Genomic DNA, 25042 nt, shown 5'->3' with positions numbered 1-25042 from the left:
TCGCCGTCACGACCGCGTTCGCGCCGTCATGACCGTGCTCGCGCCGTTCATGGGGGCGCGCAACGGGGCGGCACTGTACCCGACGGGCATCAGCGCAGCTCCGCCGGCTTCGTGCGGTCCTTGTCGACCTTCTCCGTACGCACCAGCTCGCCCCACACGATGTAGCGGTACTTGGACGTGTAGACCGGTGTGCAGGTCGTCAGCGTGATGTATCGGCCGGGCTTCTTCGCGCCCGATCCCTTCGGCACCGGCAGCAGCACGTCGACGTCGTACTTCGACGTCTCGGGAAGCTCCTTGAAGACCTTGTAGACGTACCAGGTGTCCCTGGTCTCGAAGACGACCGCGTCGCCCGTCCGCACCTTGTCGATGTTGTGGAACTTGGCACCGTGCCCGTCGCGGTGCGCCGCCAGGGTGAAGTTGCCCTTCTTGTCCCAGGGCAGGGCCGACTTCACCGGGTCCGTGTAGTAGCCCGCGATGCCGTCGTTGAGGTTCTCGGTGTCGGTGCCCTTCTTGACGAGCACCTCGCCGTTCCTCATCGACGGAACGTGCAGGAAGCCGATGCCGTCCTTGGTGTCCAGCGCGCCCGGCCCGTCCGCCCAGCGGTCGCGGACGGTGTCCCCCTGCTTCGTCGCCTCACGGTCGGCGAGCACATTGGTCCACCAGAGGGAGTACGCCACGAAGAGGCCCAGGACCAGGCCCGCCGTGATCAGGAGTTCACCGAAGACGCTGATCGCGGTCTCGACGGGATGGCGGCCCGCACGCCGCGACGGTGGCGCGGACTCGCCGGTCAGCTCTTCGTGCTCGGTCCTCGTTGTCACCGCACCCGTCCCTGTGGTGATGATGTGTCAGTCGAGAAGCGCGTCGGGCTTCCCCTTGCTGCGCGGTCGTTCGTCGACCATCTTGCCCCAGACGATCAAACGGTACGTACTCGTGAATTCCGGTGTACACGTCGTCAGCGTGATGTATTGGCCGGGTTTGGTGAATCCCGACTCCGGCGGCACCGGACCGATGACCGAGATGTTGGACGGCGAGGTCTGCGGCAGCATTTTCGTCATCTCGTACGTGTAGTACGTGTCCTGCGTCTCGACCACGATCGGGTCACCGGGGCCCAGCTGGTTGATGTAGCGGAAGGGCTCGCCGTGCGTGTTGCGGTGGCCTGCGAGCGCGAAGTTGCCCTGCTTGTCCGACGGCATCGCAGTGCGCAGCGCGCCCTCGGCGTAGTGGCCGACCATGCCCCGGTCGAGGACCTTCTCCTTGCTGATGCCCTCGGCGATCGGAGCGACCACGTCCAGCTTGGGGATGTGGAGGATGGCGAAGCCCTGTCCCGCCTCGAAGACGCCGGGAGTGCGGTCGCCCTTCGCCCACTTGTCCTGGATCTTGTGCGTCTCCTTGCCGGCGTACTGGTCGGCGCGCACGTTCGTCCACCACAGCTGGTACGTGACGAACAGAAGCATCAGAACACCGAGCGTGATGAAAAGTTCGCCGACGACCCGGCTGGCGACGACGGCCGGGCTCTCCTTGGCCGCACGCGCCGCACGCCGCGCCTCGACCCGCGACATCGGCCTGTCGGGCGTCGGCGGGGCGGGACTCGCGGGCCCCTGCCGCGGTTCGGCACGTCGGCGGCCTCGTCCCTTCGCGGCCCGTCGGCGCTCGGCACGGCCCCCGGTGCGCGGTTCCTCCGGCTCCAGGTCCGACGCCAACACCGATGTCGTCTCCGACACCGACTCCGGGTCCGGCCCGGGAACAGGAATAGGGTCGGGAACGGGGACGGAAAGCGGAGGCATCTGCCGGGTCGACGCCAGTGGATCGTCGGCGCCCCCGGGCTCCGCTGCCCGCGCCCCGGCCGCCTCGTCGTCCGCGACGGCAGAAGCCACGGACGAGGGGGAGGAGGGCCGCGGAGGGACCGGCCGCGCCTCGGGCGCCGGTGCGGGGTTCCGTGACCCGTACCAGTCCCGTTCGAAGCCCTCGGGGTCGTACCACTCCGGCGGGGTCTCCTGAGAGACACGCGCCATCCGTGGCGGCCGCGGTGACTGTGCCGATGGTGATGACGGTGTCGGCGGCGATGACTGTGAGGACGGTGATGACTCCGGCAATTGTGATGACGGTGACGGCTGCGCCGGGTGTGGCTGTTGTGACGTCTGTGCCTGCTCGGGGGCCGGAACATACGTCTGCGCCCGTGCCTGGGGGTCCGGAGCCCGGTGCTGCCCTCGCCGCCGGCCCCGCCCCTGCTCGTGCCCCGGTCCCGGTTCGTCCGACGACACGGCCTCCGCGGGCGGCGACACGCTCTCCGCGCGGAACCATGGCAACGTGTGCTGCCCCGGAACCGGCCCCGGCAGCGGGTCGTTCAGCGGATCGGCCAGCCGACCGACCGCCGCTTCGAAGGCACCCGTCTCCTCGAAGCCCGCCGCCTCGAACGCGCTCGCCGTCCCGGAGGCACCCGCCTCGTACGCTCCCCGCTCGTACGGGCCGTCCCGTCCGGCGTCGGGTTCGGGGCGGAGCTCGGTCACGCTACGGCCTTGCCCACCACCGGCGCGAGCCCCGCCGATCTCGCGACGGCTCCCGTGTCGCCGCACTGCGCCAGCCAGTTGGCGAGCATCAGGTGGCCGTGCTCGGTCAGCACCGACTCCGGATGGAACTGCACGCCCTCCACAGGCAGCTCACGGTGGCGCAGCCCCATGATGATGCCGTCGGCCGTGCGGGCCGTCACCTCCAGCTCCGGCGGAATCATGTCCGGTTCGGCGGCGAGCGAGTGGTAGCGGGTCGCGGTGAAGGGGGAGGGAAGGCCCGCGAAGACCCCTGCGCCGTCGTGGACGACCGGCGAGGTCTTGCCGTGCAGCAGCTCCGGGGCGCGGTCCACCACACCGCCGTACGCCACCGCCATCGACTGCATCCCCAGGCAGACCCCGAAGACCGGGACGCCCGTCGCCGCGCAGTGGTGGACCATCTCCACACAGACACCCGCCTGCTCGGGGGTGCCGGGACCGGGGGAGAGCAGGACCCCGTCGAAGCCGTCCTGGGCGTGCGCCGTGGACACCTCGTCGTTCCGGAGCACTTCGCAGTCGGCGCCGAGCTGGTAGAGGTACTGGACGAGGTTGAAGACGAAGCTGTCGTAGTTGTCCACGACGAGAATGCGGGCGCTCATCGTCCGGCCCCCGATCCGCCCTCGCCGTCGACCGTCACGTCGCCGAACGGCAACAGTGGCTCCGCCCACGGGAAGACGTACTGGAAAAGCGCGTAGACGACGGCCAGCACCAGCACGAGCGAGATGAGCGCACGCACCCACACATTGCCCGGCAGGTGCCGCCAGATCCAGCCGTACATGCGGTCCCCTCCATTCGGTACGGGAACCAGACTAAAGGGCCGGGGCGCGCGCGTGGGTCAGCTGTGGAAAGCCGCCGGTCTGCCGTCGGCCACGGGCCGGGTCTCGTCGAGGTGCGCCCAGGCGATCAGCCGGTGGCTGCTCCCCCACTCGGGGTCGCAGGTGGTCAGTGTCAGATAGCGGCCCGGCCCGTCAAAGCCGGACTTGCGGGGTACCGGGTCGATGACCCCGATGTCGCCCGGCACCGTCCGGTAGGGCTTCCTGTCGACGCGGTACGTGAACCACGTCGTCCCGTCCGTCAGCAGCACCGCGTCCCCGGGGCGAAGCTTCGGGAAGTCCTTGAACGGGTCCCCGTAGGTGCGGCGGTGCCCGGCCAGCGCGAAATTGCCCAGTTCGCCGAGGCGGGCGGTCCCGGAGTAGTGGCCGATTCCCTTCTGCAGGGTCCGGGTCCCGGTGTTCTCCAGCACGGGCCACTCCCATCCCTTGCCGAAGCGGGGTATGTAGAGCATCGCGAACGGCTTGCCGTCCCGGTACGCCGCGGGGACGGGCTCCGGCGCCGCCGTCGGGGACGAGGAGGGCGCGGGTGATACGGAAGGCGCGGGTGACACGGAGGCGGGTGCCGCCCCGTGGGCCCACTGGTCGCGCAGGGTGCCGATCTGGTCCTCGGCCGCGCCGGTGGCCCGTACCCCGGTCCAGAACAGCACGTACACCACGAAGAGCACGATCAGGGCACCGACGGTGATGCAGAGTTCGCTGAACGTCCGCACGATCAGTCGCACCGACACCGCGTCGGCCTCCCCACAGCAGCTCGCTACTTCGCCGGCTCCGCCTGGTGGAGGTCCACTGTGCCCGAGTAGCCGGGAAGAGTCACCGCCTGGTGCTCGTCGACTTTCCAGCCGAGCCCGTACGCCTTCACGTACAGCAGGTAGTTGTTGATCGCCGGGGAGTCGTCGAGCGCCTGCTTGAGGGCGGCCGGATCGCCCACCGCGGTGATCTTGTACGGCGGGGAGTAGACGCGGCCCTGGAGGATCAGGGTGTTACCAACGCACCGGACCGCGCTGGTGGAGATGAGCCGCTGGTCCATGACCTGGATGCCCTGCGCGCCGCCCTGCCAGAGCGCGTTGACGACCGCCTGGAGGTCCTGCTGGTGGATGACCAGGTCGTTGGGCTGGGGATCGGGGTAGCCGGGGTTCGCTGTGGCGTCGGGCGGGGCGTCGTTGAGGGTGACGGCCACCCCGCGGCCGGAGAGCTTCGTGGTGCCCGCGGCCCGCTCCAGCTCTTTGAGCCGCGCGTTCTCCTCCTCGGTGGCACCGTCGTCGCGCCGGACGAGGGCGTCGATGTCCTCGCGCACGGACGCGTTGGTCTCGTCCAGCTGGGCGTTCTTGCCGCTGCGCTGCTGGATGAGGTCGGAGAGCTTCAGCAGGGAGGCGTCGGTGCGGATGTTGGTGCCCTTGGCCGTGTTGGCGCTGGTGACGAAGATCAGGCCGGCGAGAGCGAAAACCGCAGCGGTGAGCACCCGGGCCGGGTGCCGGAAGGCGCGGCGGCCCGGCGCTCGGGAGGAGTCGGCGGAATTGCTCAACGTACCCTTATCTCCTTCGACGCCACGGAAGCACTACGCTAACGGACGCCCGGGGGAGGCAGTATTCCCCCTCGCACCCGCCCCGGCGCCAGCCACAGTTACCTGCGCGGTCACGCAGCGCATCGACAGGAGAGTTCCTCGTGCCGAAGTCACGTATCCGCAAGAAGGCCGACTTCACGCCCCCTCCGGCGAAGCAGGCGAGCAATATAAAGCTGACCAACCGCAGCTGGGTGGCGCCGGTCATGCTGGCGCTCTTCCTGATCGGTCTGGCCTGGATCGTCGTCTTCTACGTGACCGACGGCGAGCTCCCGATCACGTCGCTGGGCAACTGGAACATCGTCGTCGGCTTCGGCTTCATCGCCGGTGGCTTCGGCGTCTCCACTCAGTGGAAGTAGGACCGCGGCGGGGTCGGCCCGCCCCGGCGCGGAGCGCCGGGGCACAGCGGGCTCCGCTCGCGCAAGCCTTGCCCCAAGTTACCCACAGCGTTATCCACAGGCAGGGGAAAAGGTCAGACGATCTGTGGATAACTCACCGACTGTTGACACCGATGTGACTGCAGCCGCCCTCCTTCAGGGTCGGCAGGCCCCTTGTCCTCGCTGGAAAAACCCAGCTCAGCGACAAGGGGCTCACTTGTTCCCACAGAACGCACAAGATCCGGCACATGCTGTGGACAACTGGGCCCTCCGGGCTCGGCCGCACGGCAACTGCCCGCTCGGGCCGCCAGGAGATCGGCTCTCAGGTCCATGTGGAGCGGCGCGGGCCGGCTCGGGTCGCCCCGGGTCGGTCGGCCCGCGTCAGGTCAGCGCGGCCGTCCGGGCGAGGACGATGCCGATCACCGCGACCAGGACCAGGGCACAGGTGCCGTACTGCACCAGCGCACGCCGCTCCCGGGGCGCGTGCACCATGCCGATCGCGATCAGCGTGCCCGCGATCAGACCTCCCACATGCGCCTGCCAGGCGATTCCGCCCCAGGGGTTGAAGGTGATGACCAGGTTCACGGCGAGCAGCGCGAAGACCGGGCGCATGTCGTAGTTGAGCCGGCGCATCAGCACGGCGGTGGCGCCGAGCAGGCCGAAGATCGCGCCGGAGGCGCCGAGCGATCCCTGCACCGGGGCGGAGAGCCAGTAGGTGAGTGCCCCGCCCGCCAGGCCGGAGAGCATGTAGAGCGCGAGATAGCGGGCGCGTCCGAGCACCGCCTCCAGCGGACCGCCGAGCCACCACAGTCCCAACATGTTGAAGAGGATGTGCCAGACCTCCTGGTGCAGGAACATCGACGTCACCAGGCGGTACCACTGTCCCTCGGCGATGCCCTCCAGCGGGCCGCCGTAGTAGGTGGTCGCGCGGCCGAGCAGCAGCAGCTGGTTGACCAGCTCGTCGCCCTTCGCCAGGACGGCGACGAACACGGCGACGTTGATCCCCAGAAGGATCTTGGTGACGAGCCGGGGATCGGCTGCGACGGCGCCGCCCGCGAGGGTACGCGGACGGGCGGCGGCCGGGGCGTGTCCCGTACCGGTCCCCCGGCGGACGCAGTCCGGGCACTGGAAGCCGACCGAGGCGTCGACCATGCAGTCGGTGCAGATCGGACGGTCGCACCGGGTGCAGCGGATGTGCGCCTCGCGGCCGGGATGGCGGTGGCAGCCGAGCGGACCGTCCGCGCCGCCCGGACGCTCCCGGCCCTCCGGCGACTGCTCGTCCATCGGTCCTCTCACTTCCGGGTCACCTCGGTCCTGGTCGTGGCGGCGGCACGCACGACGCGGCCCTGCCCGTCCGCCATGTAACAAGTACGGACGAGCAGGGCGATTGGTTCCCGATCGGACGATCAGAACGTGATCATCCGATGACCGCAGGTGATGCAGGTGATCAGCGGGTCTCGACGACGACCGACTCGATGACGACGTCCTCCACCGGACGGTCGGTGCGGGGGTTGGTCCGGGTGGACGCGATGGCGTCGACGACCTTCTGGCTGGCCGGGTCGACGACCTCGCCGAAGATGGTGTGCTTGCCGGTGAGCCAGGCGGTCGGCGCGACGGTCACGAAGAACTGCGAGCCGTTGGTGCCCGGGCCCGCGTTGGCCATGGCCAGCAGGTACGGCTTGGTGAAGGCCAGGTCGGGGTGGAACTCGTCACCGAACTCGTACCCCGGGCCGCCGGTGCCGTTGCCCAGCGGGTCGCCGCCCTGGATCATGAAGCCGCTGATGACACGGTGGAAGACGGTGCCGTCGTACAGCCTGTCCGTGGACTTCTTGCCGGTCTCGGGGTGCGTCCACTCGCGCTCGCCCTTGGCGAGCTCCACGAAGTTCTTGACCGTCTTGGGGGCGTGGTTCGGCAGGAGCCGGATCTCGATGTCGCCCTGGTTGGTCTTCAAGGTGGCGTAAAGCTGCTCGGCCACGATCTGCCTTCCGTAAGTCCTCGGTGACGTCAGATGTCGGTGACGCCCATCGATCCTCGCACGGACCGCCCGTTCCGGCGCCCGGCCGCCACCCCGCGCGCGCCCCGCTCACCTCGTTGCCCGATCCCCGCGCGCGCCCCTCACTCCCATGCCCGATCCCCGCGCGACGGCACACATCGTTCCGACCCGGCGACCTGTGTCGGCCTCGCCCGACGGGTTACGCCGCAGCCGTGTGCCGCTCGGCAGCTCGGCCGCTCCCCGCTCCCCGCTCCCCGCTCCCCGCAGGAAGGTGCCGCTCCCCGCAGGAACACGTGCGGCCAAGCGCGTGACGAACCGGCGCGGGCTGAACCGAACCCCGGCACCTTCGTCGGCAAGCTCCCCCTTGAACCACGTCGCACCACGCGAACACGACCAGCCGGACGCAACGGCATCCGGACGCCCCGGACCGGTCAGGACGCCTGCCCCGGATGCCCGCCCCGCATGCCGGACCCGCCTTCGGCAGGCATGATCTCTGAATGGGTGGAAAGGCGGACCAACCACCCGCCACCAAGGAGGAGGATCCCGTGACCCGCATCGACAGCGTGCGCGCCGCAACCGACTCGGCCAAGGACAGCGTGCAGCACGCCGCGGAAGTGGTGGCGCCCTACGCCGACACGGCCAAGGACCAGGCCGCGCATCTCGCGCACGAGGCCCGCGCACGGCTCGCACCGAAGGTGACGAAGGCGGCCCATCAGGCCCGTGTCCAGTACGGCGCGCATCTCGCACCACGTATCGAACAGGCCCGCGCCCACGTCCCGCCCAAGGTCGACGAGGTCGCGCAGCGCGCCGCGTGCCGCACCCGCCGGGCCGCCCGCACCGCCGCGGACTACGCCGTGCCGCGCATGGAGCACGCGATGGCCGTGGCCCAGCCCATGGCCGAGGAGGCGTCGGCCCGCAGCGCGGCGGCGCTGGCCGCACTGCGCGGCCAGGTCACCGCGAAGGAGATCAGGCAACTGGCCAGGAAGCACGAACGGCGGGCGAAGGCCGGCCGGGTGTGCAAGGGCTTCTTCGTGGCGGGCATCGTGGCGGGCGCCGCCTACGCCGCCTGGAGGTGGTGGGACAAGCAGGCCAACCCCGACTGGCTGGTCGAGCCGTCCGCGCCCACGGAGGTCTCCGAAAGCGGCCCGCTGTCCTCGGTCGACGGTTCCGGTCCGGCACCGCTCGACCCGGAGTCCGGGGAAGCCGGGGAGAACGGCGAGGCGAGGAGGAACGGGGGCGCGGACGGCCCGGAGGGCGTGAACGGCACCGGCCCCGACGACCGCGGCTGAACCGCTCGGCCACCGCCGCCCCGGCCGCCACCGGCGGCTCCCGTACAGCGAAGCGGCTGCCGGAAGATCTTGGGATCTTCCGGCAGCCGCTTCGTCGTGTTCTGTGGAGCCTAGGAGATTCGAACTCCTGACATCTGCCTTGCAAAGGCAGCGCTCTACCAACTGAGCTAAGGCCCCGAATAGGCGGACAACACCGGACGTTTCCGCGCCTCGGCCACCGCCGCAGACCAGAGTACCGGGTACTCCCGGGAATCTCGCAAAAAAGATGGGGACTCCCGGTCGGCAACCACTCTCCGTAAGATGCACGACGAGGTTCGCAGCAGCGAAGCGGCAGCGAAGGGGAGACGCCATGGATGCAGCTCAGCAAGAGGCAACGGCAAGAGCCAGGGAGCTTCAGCGCAGTTGGTACGGAGAACCTCTCGGGGCCCTGTTCCGCCGCCTGATCGACGACCTCGGCCTGAACCAGGCCCGGCTCGCCGCAGTCCTCGGGCTGTCCGCCCCCATGCTCTCCCAGCTGATGAGCGGTCAGCGCGCGAAGATCGGTAACCCCGCGGTCGTCCAGCGCGTCCAGGCCCTCCAGGAACTGGCAGGTCAGGTGGCCGACGGCAGCATCAGCGCGGGCGAGGCCACCGACCGCATGGAGGAGATCAAGAAGTCCCAGGGCGGCTCCGTCCTCACCGCCACCAGCCAGACCTCCCACACCGGTGGCGCCCCGACCGTCCGGCGCGTGGTGCGCGAGATCCAGTCGCTGCTGCGGTCCGTCGCGGCGGCCGGCGACATCATCGATGCCGCGGACTCCCTCGCCCCGACCCACCCGGAACTGGCAGAGTTCCTGAAGGTGTACGGCGCGGGACGCACCGCGGACGCGGTGGCGCACTACGAGGGACACCAGGGCTGACGCGGCGCGTTCGCGGGACACGGATCACGGGACGCAAAAGCGCACAGAACGCGAAGACACACGGAACACGAAGGCGCACGGAACGCAGAAGTGCGGAGATCGGGCGTGAGCGGGGCATGAGCCGGGCGTGAGCCCGGCCGGGAGTCAGGGACGGGGAGCGGACGCAGCGCAATGGGTGAGGTCTTCGCCGGTCGGTACGAACTGATCGATCCGATCGGACGGGGTGGAGTCGGAGCCGTCTGGCGTGCCTGGGACCACCGTCGCCGCCGCTACGTGGCGGCCAAGGTCCTCCAGCAGAGCGACGCCCACACACTGCTGCGGTTCGTCCGCGAGCAGGCGCTGCGGATCGAGCACCCGCACGTGCTCGCCCCGGCCAGCTGGGCCGCGGACGACGACAAGGTGCTCTTCACCATGGACCTGGTGAGCGGGGGTTCGCTCGCCCATCTGATCGGTGACTACGGGCCGTTGCCGCCGCGCTTCGTGTGCGTGCTGCTCGACCAGTTGCTGTCCGGTCTCTCCACGGTGCACGCGGAGGGCGTGGTGCACCGGGACATCAAGCCCGCCAACGTCCTTCTGGAGGCCACCGGCACCGGCCGGCCGCATCTGCGGCTGTCCGACTTCGGTATCTCCATGCGCAAGGGCGAGCCGCGCCTCACCGAGACCAACTACGTGGTGGGAACGCCCGGTTACTTCGCACCCGAGCAGATGATGGGTGCGGAACCCGACTTCCCCGCGGACCTGTTCGCCGTCGGCCTGGTCGCGCTGTATCTGCTCCAGGGGAAGAAGCCGGACGCGCGGGCCATCGTCGAGCACTTCGCCGCGTACGGCACCCCCGGCGCCCCGGAAGGCATTCCCGAACCTCTGTGGCAGGTCCTCGCCGGGCTGCTGCAGCCCGATCCCCAGGCCCGGTTCCGTACGGCGACGGGGGCGCGCAAGGCGCTGTCGGCGGCGGTCGAGATGCTGCCGGAGCCCGGCCCCGACGACGAGCCGGTGGAGGTCTTCGACCAGATCGGGCCGCTGCCCGCCGGGTTCGGCCCCGAAGGACCGGTCGCGGAACCCCGGACGGACGTCCAGGACGATCCGCCCGCGCCGTCGGCTGCCTCGGTCCCCGGGACCGTGCCGTCGGAATCCGGGACCGCGCCGACCCCCACCGCGCAGGGACGACCGACCGGCCAGGCATGGGCGACCGACCAGGGACAGCCGTCCGCGGCGGCGCCCCAGGCGCAGGCCCAGGCGCCCGTATCGATGTCGGAGACGGGCAGCTTCCATCTCCCGCCGCCTCCCCGGCAGCCGGCGCCGGCCCCGGAACCCGCGGCCACACCTCCCGCACCGCACCCGCCGCATTCAGCTGCCGCCCCCTACCCGGCACCGGCACCGGATGTCTCGCAGCTCCCCACGACCGGGGTGCGCAGCGACCCGGCCCTCACTCGCGCGTACACCGCCGGACAGCCACCGTTCGCCGGGCCGGGGCCGACGGGGGCACCGCCCGCCCACACCGCTGCCCCGTCGCCGACGAGGCGTCCGGGGCCGCCCCCGAAGGTGGCCGTCCCGATCCTGGTGGTGGCGCTGCTCTGTTTCGCCGTGGGCATCTGGGCGCTGACCCAGATCTGAGCACGAGGCCCCGGAGCCTCCCGTACGCGCGGCCCGTCCCCCGTACACCGACAACCGTCCGGTACGCCGGGACCCGGCCCCTGCCCAGGAGCCCGTCCCGTACACCGGGGCCCGTCCCGTACGTACACCGGCAACCGTCCCGTACATATCGAGCCCTTCCCGTGCGCGGCGGTTGCCCGGCGTCGCCGCGCACGGCGACTACCAGCCCTGCGGCGGCGGCCCTCCGTACGGCGACCGGCCGTCGCCCGTCGGTCCGCCCGGCGCCCCGGGCACGGCTCCGCCCGGCACCGGTCCGGCGGAGGCCGGGGCCGTGGCGGCACGACGCCGGGCCAGCAGCGTCCACACCCCCAGTCCGAGCACCAGCACGACACCCGCGCCGATCCCGGCCACACCGATCATCCTCATGGTGCTGCTCCGGGCCGCCTCGGAGGCCTTCTTCCCGCTCCTCGCCATGTCCTTGTCGCTGCCGGTGACCGAGAAGATCCCGGCGTCCCCCGCGTACGGCGACTTGTCCGGGTTCCCCTTCACCATGACCTTGAGGCTGAGCGGAATCGCCTTGTCGCCGTACGCCTCCGCCACCTTGGGGCTGAGCGTGACCGACAGGTAGTACCACCCGGCGAACCGCATGGCGCCGACGCTGCCGGTGGACGAATAGCGGTTCTCGTACGCCACCGGGGGCAGCGGGTCCAGCGACACCGACGTGGACTTCCCGGAGTACGACAGCGGCGACGCGTCGTCGACGTGTCCGTGGGCCGGATTGTCCAGGGACAGCGTGAGCGCGCTGCCGACGAACTCGGTGGAGGCGTTGTTGTTGCCCAGGTCGACGGTGGCGAAGAGCTGCTGCCCCCAGTCGACCGGAACCCGGTAGAAGCGGGTCTGTCCCGGCGCGACGTCGTCGTGCCACTCGCCGGTCTCCAAGCCGGTCGCGTCGTAGTAGCTGGTACCGCCGGAGCGCTTCTGCGGAGTGGCGGTGGGCGGCGCGGGCGTCTCCGACGGCCAGTTCTCCGGCGCCTCGGTCGGCATCGAACCGCCCGTCCTCACCTGCGGCTCCGACGCGTAGCGCAGCTCCAGGTCCCAGGCATCGGGTGACGAGGTGTCCTTGCTCTCCCGCTCGATCAGGACGCTGTACGTCCCGGCCTCCTGGCAGGCGCTGCCGTCCTTGCCGACGGTGCGATGGGCGTACGCGGCGATCGGGCGCGGGAACTCCGCCGACCCGAACCGGGCGGTCTCGTAGCTGCACTGCCGGTCCGTGCTGTCGCGGACGCTGACCGTGAAGCCGTCCCCGTAGGCGACCTGGCCGCCGCCCTTGGGCACGGCCACGACGGAGACGTACGCGTTCGTCCTCGCGTCGAGGTCGAGGCGGTAGTAGAGCTTCTCGCCGCCCTTGATCGAGCTCCGGTAGACCGAACCGGCCGCGAGCGGCGACGCCTCGATGCTGACCTCCGCGCCGCTGATCCTCTTCGCCCCGGGATCGAAGGCGTACGCGGTGTCCTCACCGGCCGCGTACGCCTGCGCCGGCAGCGCCGCCGCCGCGCACATCGCCGCGACCGCGGCCAGCGCCACCCGGCCCCTGCTGCGCTGCCTCATCACGCGCTTTCCCCTCGTCGTCCGTGCGGCCCGCCCGCGACGCCGGGGCGTACGGACACGGGCCACGCGATCACCGCCACGGCGCCCGCCCCGGCAGCGGCCGCGATCCCGGTCCATCCTGCCCCGCCCGCGCCGCCGCTGTCTCCGACGCCGATCCGATTGCCCGTCTTGTCCGCGTTGTCGCCGTCCGTACGCTCGCCGACCGCGTCGTCGCCATACGCGCCCCTGTCATCCGCACCCCGGCCGCCCGCACTCCCCCGGCTTTCACGCCGTCGATTCGCGTGGGACCCCCGGAGGCACGGATGTTCCGGCGCCGCAACAGCACGAAGCCCCGGCCGCTCAGCGACCGGGGCCCGCAATCGGACTGTCTGTCTCACACACCCGAACCTGCGGGCACGGAGTCAGTCGCCTCCGTCCACAGATCCTGCTCGGCGCGATCCGCCTGGATCTGGCGGTACACGAGGAGCCCGCCGATGGCGGCCAGTGCGACCAGGAGAAGCTTCTTCACCGCGCGACCTCGTCTTTCCTTGACGTAGGGGACTTCTGCCGCCCGACTATACACACCGGCCGATATCGATCGGTGACCTGCCCGCGACCCAACTGGCGCCGCAGGCAAAGCGATCACTCGGGCCCCCGGCGCCGGTGACCGCCCGGCGAATCGCACCGGCGAAGCCCCGGAGGCCGCCCCTCGGCGCACACCAGAGGCCGGTGCGGCCCGGGAGGCGGGGCCGCACCGAACGCCTCGCAGAAGCCCGTCGAGGCCGGTTGCACCAGACGAGTGGTGTTCATCTGAAGATCGACGGATCCGCAGCGTCGGTCCACGAAATCACAACCCACATCCACATCATCGGAAAGGTAAGCAAAACGGACAGCCCGAAAGCGAGGGGCCATGAGCACCTTCACGCCCAAGAGCATCTGGACCGCCTTCGTCACCGCCTTCTTCGCGCTCCTCGCCGCCCTGGGACTCATGAACACCCCCGCGGCGGCCACGCAGCAGAGCGCCGCGGAGCCGACCGCCACGAACCAGGAGCACGCCGGTGCGACCGCGGCAACCGCGACCGCCCCGTCCGTCCGATGGACTCTTCCGCGGGACAGGTCGCTGCCACCGACGATGAAGCAGCGCATCCAGGCAGAGGCACACGGCTCCTCGCCCGCCGCGAGACGTCTGTCCCCGGACACCGCGTACACCGCGGCGACCATGAGCCCCGCCCGCACCACCCTCCGGGCCCCGGCGGGGGACGCGTCCCTCCTGCCGCCCTGAGCGCGGCACCGGCCGATCGCACGAGCCCCCGAGACCGGTTCGCACCGGGCGGGGGCTTCTTCACGCGCTCCGGCCCCCGCCCCCGGCTTGCCGCCCCACCCGTCGACCGCCGGCGCGCACCCGTCGAGCACGGCCGACCGCCCGGCGCCGACCCGGCCGACGGAGCAGACCACCGCGCCGATCCGTCCCGCGTCTGTTCTTCCCGCTCCGATCCGTCCCTCGTCGATCCGCCCCGTCCGTCCCGCGCCGAACGGTGTCGATCCGTCCGGCGCCGACGAACGTCCCGCCACTCGCACACCGACCCGACCACACGCCGAAGGCCCGGCTCCTCCGAAGAGGAACCGGGCCTTCGACTTTCACTGTGGGGCTAACAGGATTTGAACCTGTGGCCTCATCCTTATCAGGGATGCGCTCTAACCAACTGAGCTATAGCCCCTCCGCGCTGCGCGCTGACTTCTGAAGATTAGCGCACGTCGGGGCCAGTCCCAAAATCGATACCCCGCGCGCTACTCGTCCTCGGCCAACGTGAGCTCGATACCGCCCACGAAGCCCGCCGACAGGTTGTAGATGAACGAGCCGAGCGTGGCCAGCGCGGTCGCCAGCACCACATCGATCAACGCGATGACCGAGGTGAAGAGGAGGACCCGCGGCAGCGACAGGAACGACTGGAGGTCGAAGCCGTTGTTCTCGTTCGAGCCGGTGGCCTCGCTGATCGTGCCGCCCACGGCGGAGAAGACGCCCATCGCGTCCATCACCATCCACAGCACCGCAGCCGCCACCACCGTGCAGATGCCGAGCGCGATCGAGAGCAGGAAGCTCACCTTCATCACCGACCACGGGTCGGCCTTCGCCACCCGCAGACGGGCCTTGCGGGTACGCGGAGTCGTCCGCGCCCCCGTCCGCGGCATCCGGGCCGCCTGCGCGGCGCCGCCGGCCTGCGCGCCGCCCTGCGTGCCGTTCGGCCGGTCGCCGCCCAGGGTCCCGCCCGCGGGCGAGGGGTACGCCTGCGGCGGGTGGTACGGCCCGCTCGCCTGCCCCGGTGCGGGCTCGCGCTCGCCGGGCAACGGCCCGGTCGCGTAGCCCTCGTACTGGGGCTGAGGCCCCCGGGTGTCCGTCACAGTGCCCCCTCGGGAGTCCGTGGCGGGGCCACGGGCACCGTTCGCTCCAGCTCCGGAAGCGGCCGAACCGGCGCCCGTGGCTCCACTCACGCTCTACTCCTCGTGCTCCCCTGCCGGGGACGACGTGTCCTCGGCGTTGCCCTCGGCCGTGTTCGCGGCCGTGCTCTCAACCGTGCTCTCGGCAGACTCCGCCGTCGCGGCCCCGGTGCCCTCCTCGGACCCCTCGACCTCTTCGGCCTCCTGGCCGGCTTCGGCGTTGCGTGCGATGCCGACGACGGCATCGCGCTTGCCCAGATTGATCAGTTGGACGCCCATGGTGTCACGGCCCGTCTCCCTGACTTCATTGACTCGGGTACGGATCACGCCGCCGCCCAGCGTGATGGCGAGGATCTCGTCCGATTCCTCCACCACCAGCGCGCCGACCAGCGAACCACGGTCCTCCACGATCTTCGCAGCCTTGATGCCGAGGCCGCCACGACCCTGAACCCGGTACTCGTCGACGGCAGTCCGCTTCGCGTAACCGCCGTCGGTGGCAGTGAACACGAACGTGCCCGGACGGACAACATTCATCGAGAGAAGTTCATCGCCCTCGCGGAAGCTCATGCCCTTGACGCCCGAGGTGGCACGGCCCATCGGGCGCAGCGCCTCGTCCGTCGCCGTGAACCGGATCGACTGCGCCTTCTTGCTGATGAGCAGCAGATCGTCCTCGGCCGACACGAGCTCCGCGCCGATCAGCTCGTCGGCGGCGCCTTCGGCACCCTCGCCCGTCTCGCGGAGGTTGATCGCGATGACACCACCGGAACGCGGGGAGTCGTAGTCCTTCAGCGCGGTCTTCTTCACCAGACCGCCCTTCGTGGCCAGGATCAGGTACGGCGCGGCCTCGTAGTCGCGGATCGCCAGGATCTGGGCGATCCGCTCGTCCGGCTGGAAGGCCAGCAGGTTGGCGACGTGCTGACCGCGCGCGTCCCGCCCGGCGTCCGGGAGTTCGTACGCCTTCGCGCGGTACACCCGGCCCTTGTTGGTGAAGAACAGCAGCCAGTGGTGCGTCGTCGACACGAAGAAGTGGTCGACGATGTCGTCTTCCTTGAGCTTCGTGCCGCGCACACCCTTGCCACCGCGCTTCTGCGAGCGGTAGTCGTCCGTCTTCGTGCGCTTCACATAGCCGCCACGCGTGATCGTGACGACGATGTCCTCCTCGGCGATCAGGTCCTCGATGGACATGTCGCCCTCGAAGGGCACCAGCTTGGAACGCCGGTCGTCGCCGAACTTCTCGACGATCGCCGCCAGTTCCTCGCTGACGATCTTCCGCTGCCGCTCGGGCGACACCAGGATCGCGTTGTACTCGTTGATCTTCGCCTGGAGTTCGTCGTGCTCGGCGGTGATCTTCTGGTGCTCCAGGGCGGCCAGCCGGCGCAGCTGCATCTCCAGGATCGCGTTCGCCTGGATCTCGTCGATCTCCAGCAGGCCCATCAGGCCGTCGCGCGCCACCTCGACCGTCTGACTGCTGCGGATGAGCGCGATGACCTCGTCGATCGCGTCCAGGGCCTTGAGCAGACCGCGCAGGATGTGCGCCCGCTCCTCCGCCTTGCGCAGCCGGAACCGCGTGCGCCGGACGATGACCTCGATCTGGTGCGTCACCCAGTGGCGGATGAACGCGTCGATCGAGAGCGTGCGCGGCACGCCGTCGACCAGCGCCAGCATGTTGGCACCGAAGTTGGTCTGCAGATCGGTGTGCTTGTACAGGTTGTTCAGCACGACCTTGGCGACCGCGTCCCGCTTCAGCACGACGACGAGCCGCTGACCGGTGCGCGAGGAGGTCTCGTCGCGGACGTCCGCGATCCCGCCGATCTTGCCGTCCTTCACCAGGTCGGCGATCTTCTGCGCCAGGTTGTCGGGGTTGGTCTGGTACGGGAGTTCCGTGACCACCAGGCACTGGCGGTTCTGGATCTCCTCGACCTCGACGACCGCGCGCATCGTGATCGAGCCGCGGCCGGTGCGGTACGCCTCCTCGATGCCCTTGCGTCCCACCACCAGCGCGCCGGTCGGGAAGTCCGGGCCCTTGATCCGCTCGATCAGGGCGTCCAGGAGCTCCTCCTGCGAGGCCTCCGGGTGCTCCAGGTACCACTGCGCGCCGTTCGCGACCTCGCGCAGGTTGTGCGGCGGGATGTTGGTCGCCATGCCGACCGCGATACCCGCGGAGCCGTTCACCAGCAGGTTCGGGAAACGGGCCGGCAGGACCGTCGGCTCCTGGTTGCGGCCGTCGTAGTTGTCCTGGAAGTCGACGGTCTCCTCGTCGATGTCCCGGACCATCTCCATGGACAGCGGCATCATCTTGCACTCGGTGTACCGCATGGCGGCGGCCGGGTCGTTGCCCGGGGAACCGAAGTTGCCGTTGGAATCCACCAGCGGCATCCGCATCGACCACGGCTGCGCCAGGCGCACCAGCGCGTCGTAGATCGACGAGTCGCCGTGCGGGTGGTACGTACCCATGACGTCACCGACGACACGGGCGCACTTGTAGAAGCCCTTCTCGGGCCGGTAGCCGCCGTCGTACATCGCGTACAGCACCCGGCGGTGGACGGGCTTGAGACCGTCCCGCACGTCCGGCAGCGCACGCGAGACGATCACGGACATCGCGTAGTCGAGGTAGGAGCGCTGCATCTCCGTCTCGAGCCCCACGGGCTCGACACGCATGCCCACACCGGCGACGGCGGGCTCCTCTTCGGGTGTGACAGGGGTGTTCTCGTCGGCCATTGCTGGTCAAAGTCCTTTCGAGCGGCGGCTGGCTGATGCGGCCGACTCAGATGTCGAGGAAGCGGACGTCCTTGGCGTTGCGCTGGATGAACGAGCGCCGCGCCTCGACGTCCTCGCCCATGAGCACCGAGAAGAGGTCGTCGGCCTGCGCCGCGTCGTCCAGCGTGACCTGGCCGAGGACCCGGTGGTCGATGTCCATCGTGGTGACGCGCAGTTCCTCGGCGTTCATCTCGCCGAGACCCTTGAAGCGCTGGATCGAGTCCTCCTTGATCCGCTTCCCGTTCTGCTTGCCCAGCTCCACCAGAGCGTCGCGCTCCCGGTCCGAGTACGCGTACTCGAAGTCGTCCCGGCCCCACTTGATCTTGTAGAGCGGCGGACGGGAGAGGAACACGTGTCCGGCCTCGACCAGCGGACGCATGAACCGGAAGAGGAACGTCAGCAACAAGGTGTTGATGTGCTGGCCGTCGACGTCGGCGTCCGCCATCAGAATGATCTTGTGATAGCGGAGCTTCTCGATGTCGAAGTCCTCGTGGACCCCGGTGCCGAAGGCCGAGATCAGCGCCTGGACCTCGGTGTTCTGCAGGATCTTGTCGACGCGGGCCTTCTCGACGTTCAGGATCTTGCCGCGGATCGGCAGGATCGCCTGGTACATCGGGTTGCGGCCGGACTTCGCCGAACCACCGGCGGAGTCACCCTCGACGATGAAGATCTCGCACTTCGTCGGGTCGTTGGACTGGCAGTCGCTCAGCTTGCCCGGCAGGGAGGCGCTCTCCAGCAGCCCCTTGCGGCGGGTCAGGTCGCGCGCCTTGCGGGCGGCGACCCGGGCGGTGGCGGCCGCGATGCCCTTGCGGACGATGTCGGCGGCCTCGTTCGGATTGCGGTCGAACCAGTCGGTGAGGTGCTCGTGGACGGCCTTCTGGACGAAGGTCTTCGCCTCCGTGTTGCCCAGCTTGGTCTTCGTCTGGCCCTCGAACTGGGGCTCGCCCAGCTTCACCGAGATGATCGCCGTCAGACCCTCGCGGATGTCGTCGCCCGTGAGGTTGTCGTCCTTGTCGCGGAGCAGCTTCTTGTCGCGCGCGTACTTGTTGACCAGCGCGGTCAGCGCCGCGCGGAAGCCCTCCTCGTGCGTACCGCCCTCGTGCGTGTGGATCGTGTTTGCGAAGGAGTACACGCCCTCGGTGTACTGCGTGTTCCACTGCATCGCGATCTCGGCCGAGAGCATGCGCTCCTTGTCCTCGGCCTCGATGTCGATCACCGACTGGTGAATGACGTCGCCCTTGCGGGAGTTGAGGTACTTCACGAAGTCGACGATGCCGCCCTCGTAGTGGTACGTGACCGTACGGGCCTGCTCCTCCTCGGCGACCTCGGCCACCTCGGCGACGTCCGCACCCGCCGTCGCCTTGGCCGACTCGCGCTCGTCGGTGAGCCGGATCGTCAGGCCCTTGTTGAGGAAGGCCATCTCCTGGAAGCGACGCGACAGCGTCTCGAAGGAGTACTCGGTGGTCTCGAAGATGCCCCCGTCGGCCCAGAAGGTGACCGACGTACCGGACTCGTCGGTCGCCTCGTTGCGGGCCAGCGCGGCCGTGGGCGCGCCGAACTTGTAGTCCTGGCTCCAGCGGTAGCCGTCCGTCTTGACGTCCACGGACAGGCGCGTCGACAGCGCGTTCACCACGGAGACACCGACACCGTGCAGACCGCCGGAGACGGCGTAGCCGCCGCCGCCGAACTTGCCGCCCGCGTGCAGGACCGTCAGCACGACCTCGACCGCCGGCTTGTTCTCCGACGGCACGATGCCGACCGGGATGCCGCGGCCGTTGTCGACCACGCGGACACCGCCGTCGGCGAGGATCGTGACGTCGATGGTGTCCGCGTGCCCGGCCAGGGCCTCGTCGACCGAGTTGTCGACGACCTCGTACACGAGGTGGTGGAGGCCGCGCTCACCGGTCGAGCCGATGTACATGCCAGGTCGCTTGCGGACCGCGTCCAGGCCCTCCAGGACGGTGATGGCACTGGCGTCGTACGAGGCCGCGGCCTCGCCGGAGGCGGGCGCCCCGACGGTGGCCACGGCCTCGGCGAGGGCAGCGGCCCCGGTGGGAGCGCCGCCCCCGCCGTTCTCACCGGATGCGGACGGAATGTTCTCGTTGGGGTTGCCGGAATCGGCCACGAAGCGCCCTTTCTGGCACAGCACAGGCCATCCTCCGGACAGTCCGGAGCGGCTGCGTCGTTCGGCTTGTAATCGACGACTCCCGCGAAATGCGGGATTGTCCACCAGTCTACCGGTAGCGCTGACACTCATGGGGGTTTGCCGGTACCTGAGTACGCATGTGCCGCCCTCAACGAGCGGCTGACGACTCCCCATATTCGGGAAGGGCCCCCAGGGGGCTCACGCGGGCATTGTGCGCTTCGGGCTGTCAACCACCCGCTACCGTGAGGGACACCCCACTTCCGCGTCGTGGTTTCGACCGCCGCACAGCCGTACGACACGGGCGCGACGGTCGGCGCGCCGAGCGGCCGCAGAACGGGTCCCCTCACCGTCCCGGGCCGGAAACCCGCAGGTCCGCGGCCCGGAACCGGCACGGCCACGAACCGGATGCCGCGGCTCCACGGCCCGCTCCGGCGCTCGCCCCGCCCGGGGGCCGCCTCGGAACGGGCCGGAGCCCTCGGAACGACCTGGGCCCGGACCGGGCACGTCAGGCGTGGACGTACACGTCAGCCGTAGGTGTCGCCGGGGCCCCTGCTCCCCGGGGCCCGCAGCGGACCGAACCGGCGCTGCGGGCCCCCCGGCCCCAGCACCTTGATCATCCGCACCGTGCCCTGCCCCAGGTCCGCGTTCAGCCGGGCCACCAGCTGGGGCGCCAGCAGCCGCAGCTGCGTCGCCCATGCCGTCGAGTCGCACTGCACCGTCAGCACCCGCTCGTCCGGGTCCTCGTCGTACCGCAGCGGCACGCAGTGTTTGGCCAGGTCCTCGCCCACGATCTGCGGCCAGCGCCCCATCACCCCGCCCACCGCGGCGGGCGTCTCCCAGCCCCGCTCGGTGATCAGACGGTTGATCGCGGTGCCCAGCGGCAGTGGATCACGCCCGTCGGCCCGCGCTCCGGAACGCAGCCCTCCGCCCCGCCGGGCCTGCTTGCGCTGCTGCACGGCGGCACCACGCGCCCGCGCCTGTTCCTTCGCCGCGCGCAGCGCCACCCGGGCCAGATCGACGCCCGACGGCTCCGGCAGCGCCGCCCCCGCCGGACGCAGCCCCTCCCCGGGCGTCCCGGAGGCCCCGGCGGCCTCGCCCCGGCCGGTCACAGCCGCCCCACCTCACCCGCGGACACCGCGTACCGCGCGCCCGACAGCACGCCGGGGACGTCGTCGCCCACCGCGGCCGTCACCAGCACCTGCTCGCCCGGCGCGACCAGCTCCGCCAGCCGCTCCCGCCGACGGGCGTCCAGCTCGGCGAAGACGTCGTCCAGCACCAGCACCGGCTCGTTGCCCTCGCCGCGCAGCAGCTCGTACGAGGCCAGCCGCAGCGCCAGCGCGTACGACCAGGACTCGCCATGACTCGCGTACCCCTTGGCCGGCATCCCGCGCAGCCCCAGCAGCAGATCGTCACGGTGCGGGCCGACCAGCGTCACACCCCGCTCGATCTCCTGCTTGCGGGCCTGCTCCAGGGCCGCGATCAACCGCTCGTACAGCTCCTCGCGCGTCCCCGCCGACCCCACGTCCGTACCGACCGAGCTCCGGTACTCCAGCGTCACCGGACCACCGCCCGGCGCCACGTCCCCGTACGCCTTGTCGGCCAGCGGCTGCAGCGTGGCGATGAGGTCCAGCCGCCGCGCCAACAGCTCCGCGCCCACCCGGCCCAGATGCTGGTCCCACACGTCGAGGGTGGACAGGTCCATCGACCGGCCGCCGTGCCGGCGCGCCATCGCCGCCGACTTCAGCAGGGTGTTGCGCTGCTTGAGCACCCGCTCGTAGTCGGTACGCACCCCCGCCATCCTCGGCGAACGCGCCGTGATCAGCTCGTCGAGGAAACGCCGACGCTCACCGGGGTCGCCCTTGACCAGCGCCAGATCCTCCGGCGCGAACAGCACCGTACGCACGATCCCCAGCACATCCCTGGGCCTGACCTGCGAGGATCGGTTGATCCTGGCCCGGTTGGCCTTGCCCGGGTTGAGCTCCAGCTCGATCAGCTGGGAACGCTCGCCCTGGGTGACGGCGGCCCGGACCACCGCCCGGTCCGCGCCCATCCGCACCAGCGGCGCGTCCGAGGAGACCCGGTGGCTGCCGAGCGTCGCCAGGTAGCCGACGGCCTCCACCAGGTTCGTCTTGCCCTGACCGTTGGCCCCCACGAACGCGGTGACGCCCGGATCAAGGGGTACCTCGACCCGGGCGTACGAGCGGAAGTCGGCCAGCGAGAGATGCGTGACATGCATGGGTGTGCGCCGACCTTCCCGGCTTACTGCTCCGTACTTCGTGCTCCGGGGTACGGGCCGGGGCGGCCCCCTTTCCGTACCCCGTCGCGGCTACTTCTTGGTCTCGACCGCGTGGCCACCGAACTGGTTGCGCAGTGCGGCGATCATCTTCATCTGCGGGGAGTCCTCCTGTCGCGAGGCGAACCGCGCGAAGAGCGACGCCGTGATCGCGGGCAGCGGGACCGCGTTGTCGATCGCGGCCTCCACCGTCCAGCGTCCCTCGCCGGAGTCGGCGGCGTAACCGCGGAGCCCGTCGAGGTGCTCGTCCTCGTTCAGCGCGTTCACCGCCAGGTCCAGCAGCCAGGAACGGATGACCGTGCCCTCCTGCCAGGAACGGAAGACCTCGCGCACGTCGGTGACGGAGTCGACCTTCTCCAGCAGCTCCCAGCCCTCGGCGTACGCCTGCATCATGGCGTACTCGATGCCGTTGTGGACCATCTTCGCGAAGTGGCCCGCGCCGACCTTGCCGGCGTGGACGGAACCGAAGTCTCCCGCGGGCTTGAGCGCGTCGAAGACCGGCTGGACCTTCGCCACGTTCTCGGCGTCGCCGCCGTACATCAGCGCGTAGCCGTTCTCCAGGCCCCAGACGCCGCCGGAGACCCCGCAGTCCACGAAGCCGATGCCCTTGATGCCCAGCTCGACCGCGTGCTTCTCGTCGTCCGTCCAGCGGGAGTTCCCGCCGTCCACGACGACGTCGCCAGGGGACAGGAGCCCGGCCAGCTCGTCGATCGTGGCCTGGGTCGGGGCGCCGGCCGGCACCATCACCCAGACGACCCGCGGGCCCTTCAACTTGCCCACGAGCTCTTCCAGGCTGGCGACGTCCGAGAGGTCCGGATTGCGGTCGTAGCCGAGGACGGTGTGGCCTGCGCGGCGGATGCGCTCGCGCATGTTGCCGCCCATCTTGCCGAGGCCGACGAGACCGAGCTCCATCAGAGATTCCTTAAGCGTTGTGCCGATTCGTACCCGGGACCGAGCCTACGCCCGCAAAGGGACGGACCGGCGTGCGTGCCCGGCGGGGGCACGCACGCCGTGGTCGGTGCCCCGGCCCCCGACGGGACCGTCAGGCGAGCGGGGCACGCAGAGCCCGGTCAGCCGGAGAGACGCACCGGCATGATCAGGTACTTGTACGCCTCGTCGGCCTCGGCGTCGACGGCCGGACGGCCGCTCAGCAGGGCGGGCTTGGTCGACGTCGTGAAGGACAGTTGCGCGACGGGGGAGTCGATCGCGCTCAGACCGTCCAGCAGGAAGGTCGGGTTGAAGGCGATCGAGATGTCGTCGCCCTCCAGCACCGCGTCCACCCGCTCCACAGCCTGTGCGTCATCGCTCGAACCGGCCTCCAGGACCAGCACGCCCTGCTCGAAGCTGAGCCGCACCGGTGTGTTCCGCTCGGCGACGAGGGCGACGCGCTTGACGGCCTCGACGAACGGGGCGGTCTCGATCACCGCGACCGAGTTGAACTCGGTCGGGAACAGCGTGCGGTACTTCGGCAGGTCGCCTTCGAGCAGCCGCGTGGTGGTGCGCCGGCCCGCGCCCTCGAAACCGATCAGACCCTCACCGGCGCCCGAGCCCGACAGCGCCAGCGTCACCGTGTCACCACTGGTCAGCGCCTTGGCGGTGTCCAGCAGCGTCTTGGCGGGCACCAGCGCGACGGCCGAGGCGTCCGGGTTCTCCGGCTTCCACAGGAACTCACGGACCGCGAAGCGGTACCGGTCGGTGGAGGCCAGGGTGACCGTCTCGCCCTCGATCTCGATGCGCACACCGGTCAGGACCGGCAGCGTGTCGTCACGGCCCGCGGCGATGGCCACCTGGGCGACGGCCGAGGCGAAGACCTCACCGGGAACGGTCCCGGTCGCCGTCGGCATCTCCGGAAGTGCCGGGTACTCCTCCACAGGAAGGGTGTGGAGTGTGAACCGCGAGGAGCCGCAGACCACGGTCGCCCGTACACCGTCTGTGGAGATCTCCACCGGGCGGTTGGGAAGGGCGCGGCAGATGTCGGCGAGCAGGCGGCCGGAGACCAGGACCGTGCCGTCCTCCTCCACCTCGGCGTCCACCGAGACCCGGGCCGAGACCTCGTAGTCGAAGCTGGAGAAGCTGAGGGCGCCGTCCTCCGCCTTCAGCAGAAGGCCCGCGAGAACGGGCGCCGGCGGACGGGCCGGGAGGCTGCGGGCCACCCAGGCCACCGCCTCCGCGAGTACATCGCGCTCCACCCGGATCTTCACCGGAACCGCCTCCTGCTGTTGCTCGCTCGCCCTGCCGGCCTTCGACATCTGATCGGGCCCCCCGTCCATGACGACGGGATGACGCCGGAGACCAGTCTGACGTACGGCACCGACACTCGGTGCTGCTCGGGGTCAAGTCGCGGCGAGGCGTCCGGCGAGCGTCGGCCCCGAGTTGTGCACAGCCCCTGCTTCGAAACGGATTCCGAGCTAACTCTATGTGGGAGTAGTAGTAGGGCTTGTGGAAACCGTGGATAACGTCGTTGCCGCAGGTCAGGGCCGATTTTTTGTCCACTGCCCCTGTGGGCGCCGCGGTGGAGAACCCGGCACTTCTGTGGACACGCGAAAGTTCTGCACAACGGATACACAGGGCAGGGGGGTTTCTCCCCAGAGCCGTCCCCAGTTTTACCCGCGTTCCCCACAGCCCAACCGCCCCTCTTGGTGTGACGCCTTTCACTCGGCGTAGTGAGAAGCGGTGTCGCGTTGCCGAACAGTGGACAGGGGTGTGGAGAAGCCCGGGTTGGCTGGGGACAACGGGTTCGTA

22 protein-coding genes and 2 tRNA genes are annotated in these 25042 nt (G+C 70.2%); 5 read left to right on the top strand and 19 right to left on the bottom strand.

The genetic code is table 11. The features are described from left to right. Positions 1–89: 89 nt before the first annotated feature. The 6 genes from AB0E67_RS25775 to AB0E67_RS25750 are packed head-to-tail and all read right to left on the bottom strand — an operon-like array spanning position 90 to position 4898. On the bottom strand, positions 90–818 hold the full coding sequence (locus tag AB0E67_RS25775; protein ID WP_362030909.1) for a class E sortase: 729 nt from the start codon (positions 816–818) through the stop codon (positions 90–92). A gap of 27 nt (positions 819–845) precedes the next feature. Then, a complete protein-coding gene (locus AB0E67_RS25770) occupies positions 846–2507 on the bottom strand; it encodes a class E sortase (protein WP_362030907.1) in 1662 nt (553 codons plus the stop codon). Next, complete coding sequence (locus AB0E67_RS25765; protein WP_362030905.1) at positions 2504–3142, bottom strand: aminodeoxychorismate/anthranilate synthase component II; 639 nt, start codon at positions 3140–3142, stop codon at positions 2504–2506. The genes AB0E67_RS25770 and AB0E67_RS25765 overlap by 4 nt, the downstream gene beginning before the upstream one ends. Further along, the gene (locus AB0E67_RS25760) at positions 3139–3321 is read right to left on the bottom strand and encodes a hypothetical protein (RefSeq protein ID WP_073790732.1); all 183 of its coding nucleotides are present in this window, start codon (positions 3319–3321) and stop codon (positions 3139–3141) included. The genes AB0E67_RS25765 and AB0E67_RS25760 overlap by 4 nt, the downstream gene beginning before the upstream one ends. 57 nt (positions 3322–3378) lie before the next feature. Then, positions 3379–4104 carry a class E sortase gene (locus AB0E67_RS25755; protein WP_362030903.1) on the bottom strand — a complete coding sequence of 242 codons (726 nt, stop codon included), beginning with the start codon at positions 4102–4104 and terminating at the stop codon, positions 3379–3381. A gap of 26 nt (positions 4105–4130) precedes the next feature. Then, the gene (locus AB0E67_RS25750; protein WP_362030901.1) at positions 4131–4898 is read right to left on the bottom strand and encodes a DUF881 domain-containing protein; all 768 of its coding nucleotides are present in this window, start codon (positions 4896–4898) and stop codon (positions 4131–4133) included. Between the two features lie 140 nt (positions 4899–5038). Between AB0E67_RS25750 and crgA the strand changes: the two genes are divergently transcribed. Next, a complete protein-coding gene (gene crgA, locus AB0E67_RS25745; RefSeq protein WP_073790737.1) occupies positions 5039–5293 on the top strand; it encodes a cell division protein CrgA in 255 nt (84 codons plus the stop codon). A 399-nt stretch (positions 5294–5692) separates the two neighbouring features. On the opposite strand, the gene AB0E67_RS25740 is transcribed toward crgA, so the two are convergent. Both AB0E67_RS25740 and AB0E67_RS25735 read right to left on the bottom strand, forming a co-directional pair. Beyond that, positions 5693–6595, bottom strand: coding sequence for a rhomboid family intramembrane serine protease (locus tag AB0E67_RS25740; RefSeq protein ID WP_362030966.1), 903 nt, complete (start codon positions 6593–6595; stop codon positions 5693–5695). Between the two features lie 163 nt (positions 6596–6758). Then, the gene (locus AB0E67_RS25735) at positions 6759–7286 is read right to left on the bottom strand and encodes a peptidylprolyl isomerase (RefSeq protein ID WP_351517567.1); all 528 of its coding nucleotides are present in this window, start codon (positions 7284–7286) and stop codon (positions 6759–6761) included. 563 nt (positions 7287–7849) lie between these two features. On the opposite strand from AB0E67_RS25735, the gene AB0E67_RS25730 reads away from it, so the two are divergent. Next, entirely contained in the window at positions 7850–8593 is a 744-nt protein-coding gene (locus AB0E67_RS25730; RefSeq protein ID WP_362030964.1) for a DUF5324 family protein, read from the top strand. A 104-nt stretch (positions 8594–8697) separates the two neighbouring features. Here the strand turns inward: AB0E67_RS25730 and AB0E67_RS25725 are convergent. Continuing rightward, positions 8698–8770 (bottom strand) — tRNA-Ala (locus tag AB0E67_RS25725). 172 nt (positions 8771–8942) lie between these two features. Here AB0E67_RS25725 and AB0E67_RS25720 point away from each other — a divergent pair. Beyond that, positions 8943–9491, top strand: a complete 549-nt coding sequence (locus AB0E67_RS25720) for a DNA-binding protein (protein ID WP_362030899.1) — start codon at positions 8943–8945, stop codon at positions 9489–9491. 171 nt (positions 9492–9662) lie between these two features. Continuing rightward, complete coding sequence (locus tag AB0E67_RS25715; RefSeq protein WP_362030897.1) at positions 9663–11102, top strand: protein kinase; 1440 nt, start codon at positions 9663–9665, stop codon at positions 11100–11102. A gap of 198 nt (positions 11103–11300) precedes the next feature. On the opposite strand, the gene AB0E67_RS25710 is transcribed toward AB0E67_RS25715, so the two are convergent. Continuing rightward, on the bottom strand, positions 11301–12692 hold the full coding sequence (locus AB0E67_RS25710; RefSeq protein WP_362030895.1) for a hypothetical protein: 1392 nt from the start codon (positions 12690–12692) through the stop codon (positions 11301–11303). Positions 12693–13062: 370 nt separating this feature from the next. Beyond that, positions 13063–13197, bottom strand: coding sequence for a DLW-39 family protein (locus AB0E67_RS25705; protein WP_003958712.1), 135 nt, complete (start codon positions 13195–13197; stop codon positions 13063–13065). Positions 13198–13578: 381 nt separating this feature from the next. Here AB0E67_RS25705 and AB0E67_RS25700 point away from each other — a divergent pair, with 381 nt between their 5' ends. Beyond that, the gene (locus AB0E67_RS25700) at positions 13579–13950 is read left to right on the top strand and encodes a DUF6344 domain-containing protein (protein ID WP_360105772.1); all 372 of its coding nucleotides are present in this window, start codon (positions 13579–13581) and stop codon (positions 13948–13950) included. A gap of 362 nt (positions 13951–14312) precedes the next feature. Here the strand turns inward: AB0E67_RS25700 and AB0E67_RS25695 are convergent. The 8 genes from AB0E67_RS25695 to dnaN all read right to left on the bottom strand — a co-directional run bounded on the left by AB0E67_RS25695 (position 14313) and on the right by dnaN (position 24501). Next, positions 14313–14386: transfer RNA gene (locus AB0E67_RS25695), tRNA-Ile, on the bottom strand. 70 nt (positions 14387–14456) lie between these two features. Beyond that, positions 14457–15068 (bottom strand): DUF3566 domain-containing protein, encoded by a 612-nt coding sequence (locus AB0E67_RS25690; protein ID WP_362030893.1) that lies wholly within the window; start codon positions 15066–15068, stop codon positions 14457–14459. Positions 15069–15161: 93 nt separating this feature from the next. Continuing rightward, positions 15162–17822 (bottom strand): DNA gyrase subunit A, encoded by a 2661-nt coding sequence (gene gyrA, locus AB0E67_RS25685; RefSeq protein WP_362030892.1) that lies wholly within the window; start codon positions 17820–17822, stop codon positions 15162–15164. 46 nt (positions 17823–17868) lie between these two features. Then, positions 17869–20010, bottom strand: coding sequence for a DNA topoisomerase (ATP-hydrolyzing) subunit B (gyrB, locus tag AB0E67_RS25680; RefSeq protein WP_362030890.1), 2142 nt, complete (start codon positions 20008–20010; stop codon positions 17869–17871). A gap of 521 nt (positions 20011–20531) precedes the next feature. Continuing rightward, positions 20532–21065, bottom strand: a complete 534-nt coding sequence (locus AB0E67_RS25675) for a DciA family protein (RefSeq protein ID WP_362030962.1) — start codon at positions 21063–21065, stop codon at positions 20532–20534. A gap of 47 nt (positions 21066–21112) precedes the next feature. Beyond that, positions 21113–22243, bottom strand: a complete 1131-nt coding sequence (recF, locus tag AB0E67_RS25670; RefSeq protein WP_362030888.1) for a DNA replication/repair protein RecF — start codon at positions 22241–22243, stop codon at positions 21113–21115. A gap of 90 nt (positions 22244–22333) precedes the next feature. Beyond that, positions 22334–23212 (bottom strand): phosphogluconate dehydrogenase (NAD(+)-dependent, decarboxylating), encoded by an 879-nt coding sequence (gene gnd, locus AB0E67_RS25665; RefSeq protein ID WP_362030886.1) that lies wholly within the window; start codon positions 23210–23212, stop codon positions 22334–22336. A 158-nt stretch (positions 23213–23370) separates the two neighbouring features. Beyond that, positions 23371–24501: a DNA polymerase III subunit beta gene (gene dnaN / locus AB0E67_RS25660; RefSeq protein ID WP_362030960.1), complete on the bottom strand. Its 1131-nt coding sequence runs from the start codon at positions 24499–24501 to the stop codon at positions 23371–23373. Between the last annotated feature and the right edge of the window lie 541 nt (positions 24502–25042).

The organism is Streptomyces sp. NPDC032161 (genome assembly GCF_040636995.1).
GTDB lineage: Bacteria > Actinomycetota > Actinomycetes > Streptomycetales > Streptomycetaceae > Streptomyces.
The sequence above is the reverse complement of the archived record's forward strand: the minus strand, read 5'-3'. Positions and strand labels throughout refer to the sequence as shown.

Coding starts and splice junctions, on each gene's coding strand:
- gnd (WP_362030886.1), bottom strand. CDS start 23,212: ATGGAGCTCGGTCTCGTCGGCCTCGGCAAGATGGGCGGCAACATGCGC.
- AB0E67_RS25715 (WP_362030897.1), top strand. CDS start 9,663: ATGGGTGAGGTCTTCGCCGGTCGGTACGAACTGATCGATCCGATCGGA.
- AB0E67_RS25765 (WP_362030905.1), bottom strand. CDS start 3,142: ATGAGCGCCCGCATTCTCGTCGTGGACAACTACGACAGCTTCGTCTTC.
- AB0E67_RS25700 (WP_360105772.1), top strand. CDS start 13,579: ATGAGCACCTTCACGCCCAAGAGCATCTGGACCGCCTTCGTCACCGCC.
- gyrA (WP_362030892.1), bottom strand. CDS start 17,822: ATGGCCGACGAGAACACCCCTGTCACACCCGAAGAGGAGCCCGCCGTC.
- AB0E67_RS25760 (WP_073790732.1), bottom strand. CDS start 3,321: ATGTACGGCTGGATCTGGCGGCACCTGCCGGGCAATGTGTGGGTGCGT.
- recF (WP_362030888.1), bottom strand. CDS start 22,243: ATGCATGTCACGCATCTCTCGCTGGCCGACTTCCGCTCGTACGCCCGG.
- AB0E67_RS25740 (WP_362030966.1), bottom strand. CDS start 6,595: ATGGACGAGCAGTCGCCGGAGGGCCGGGAGCGTCCGGGCGGCGCGGAC.
- AB0E67_RS25720 (WP_362030899.1), top strand. CDS start 8,943: ATGGATGCAGCTCAGCAAGAGGCAACGGCAAGAGCCAGGGAGCTTCAG.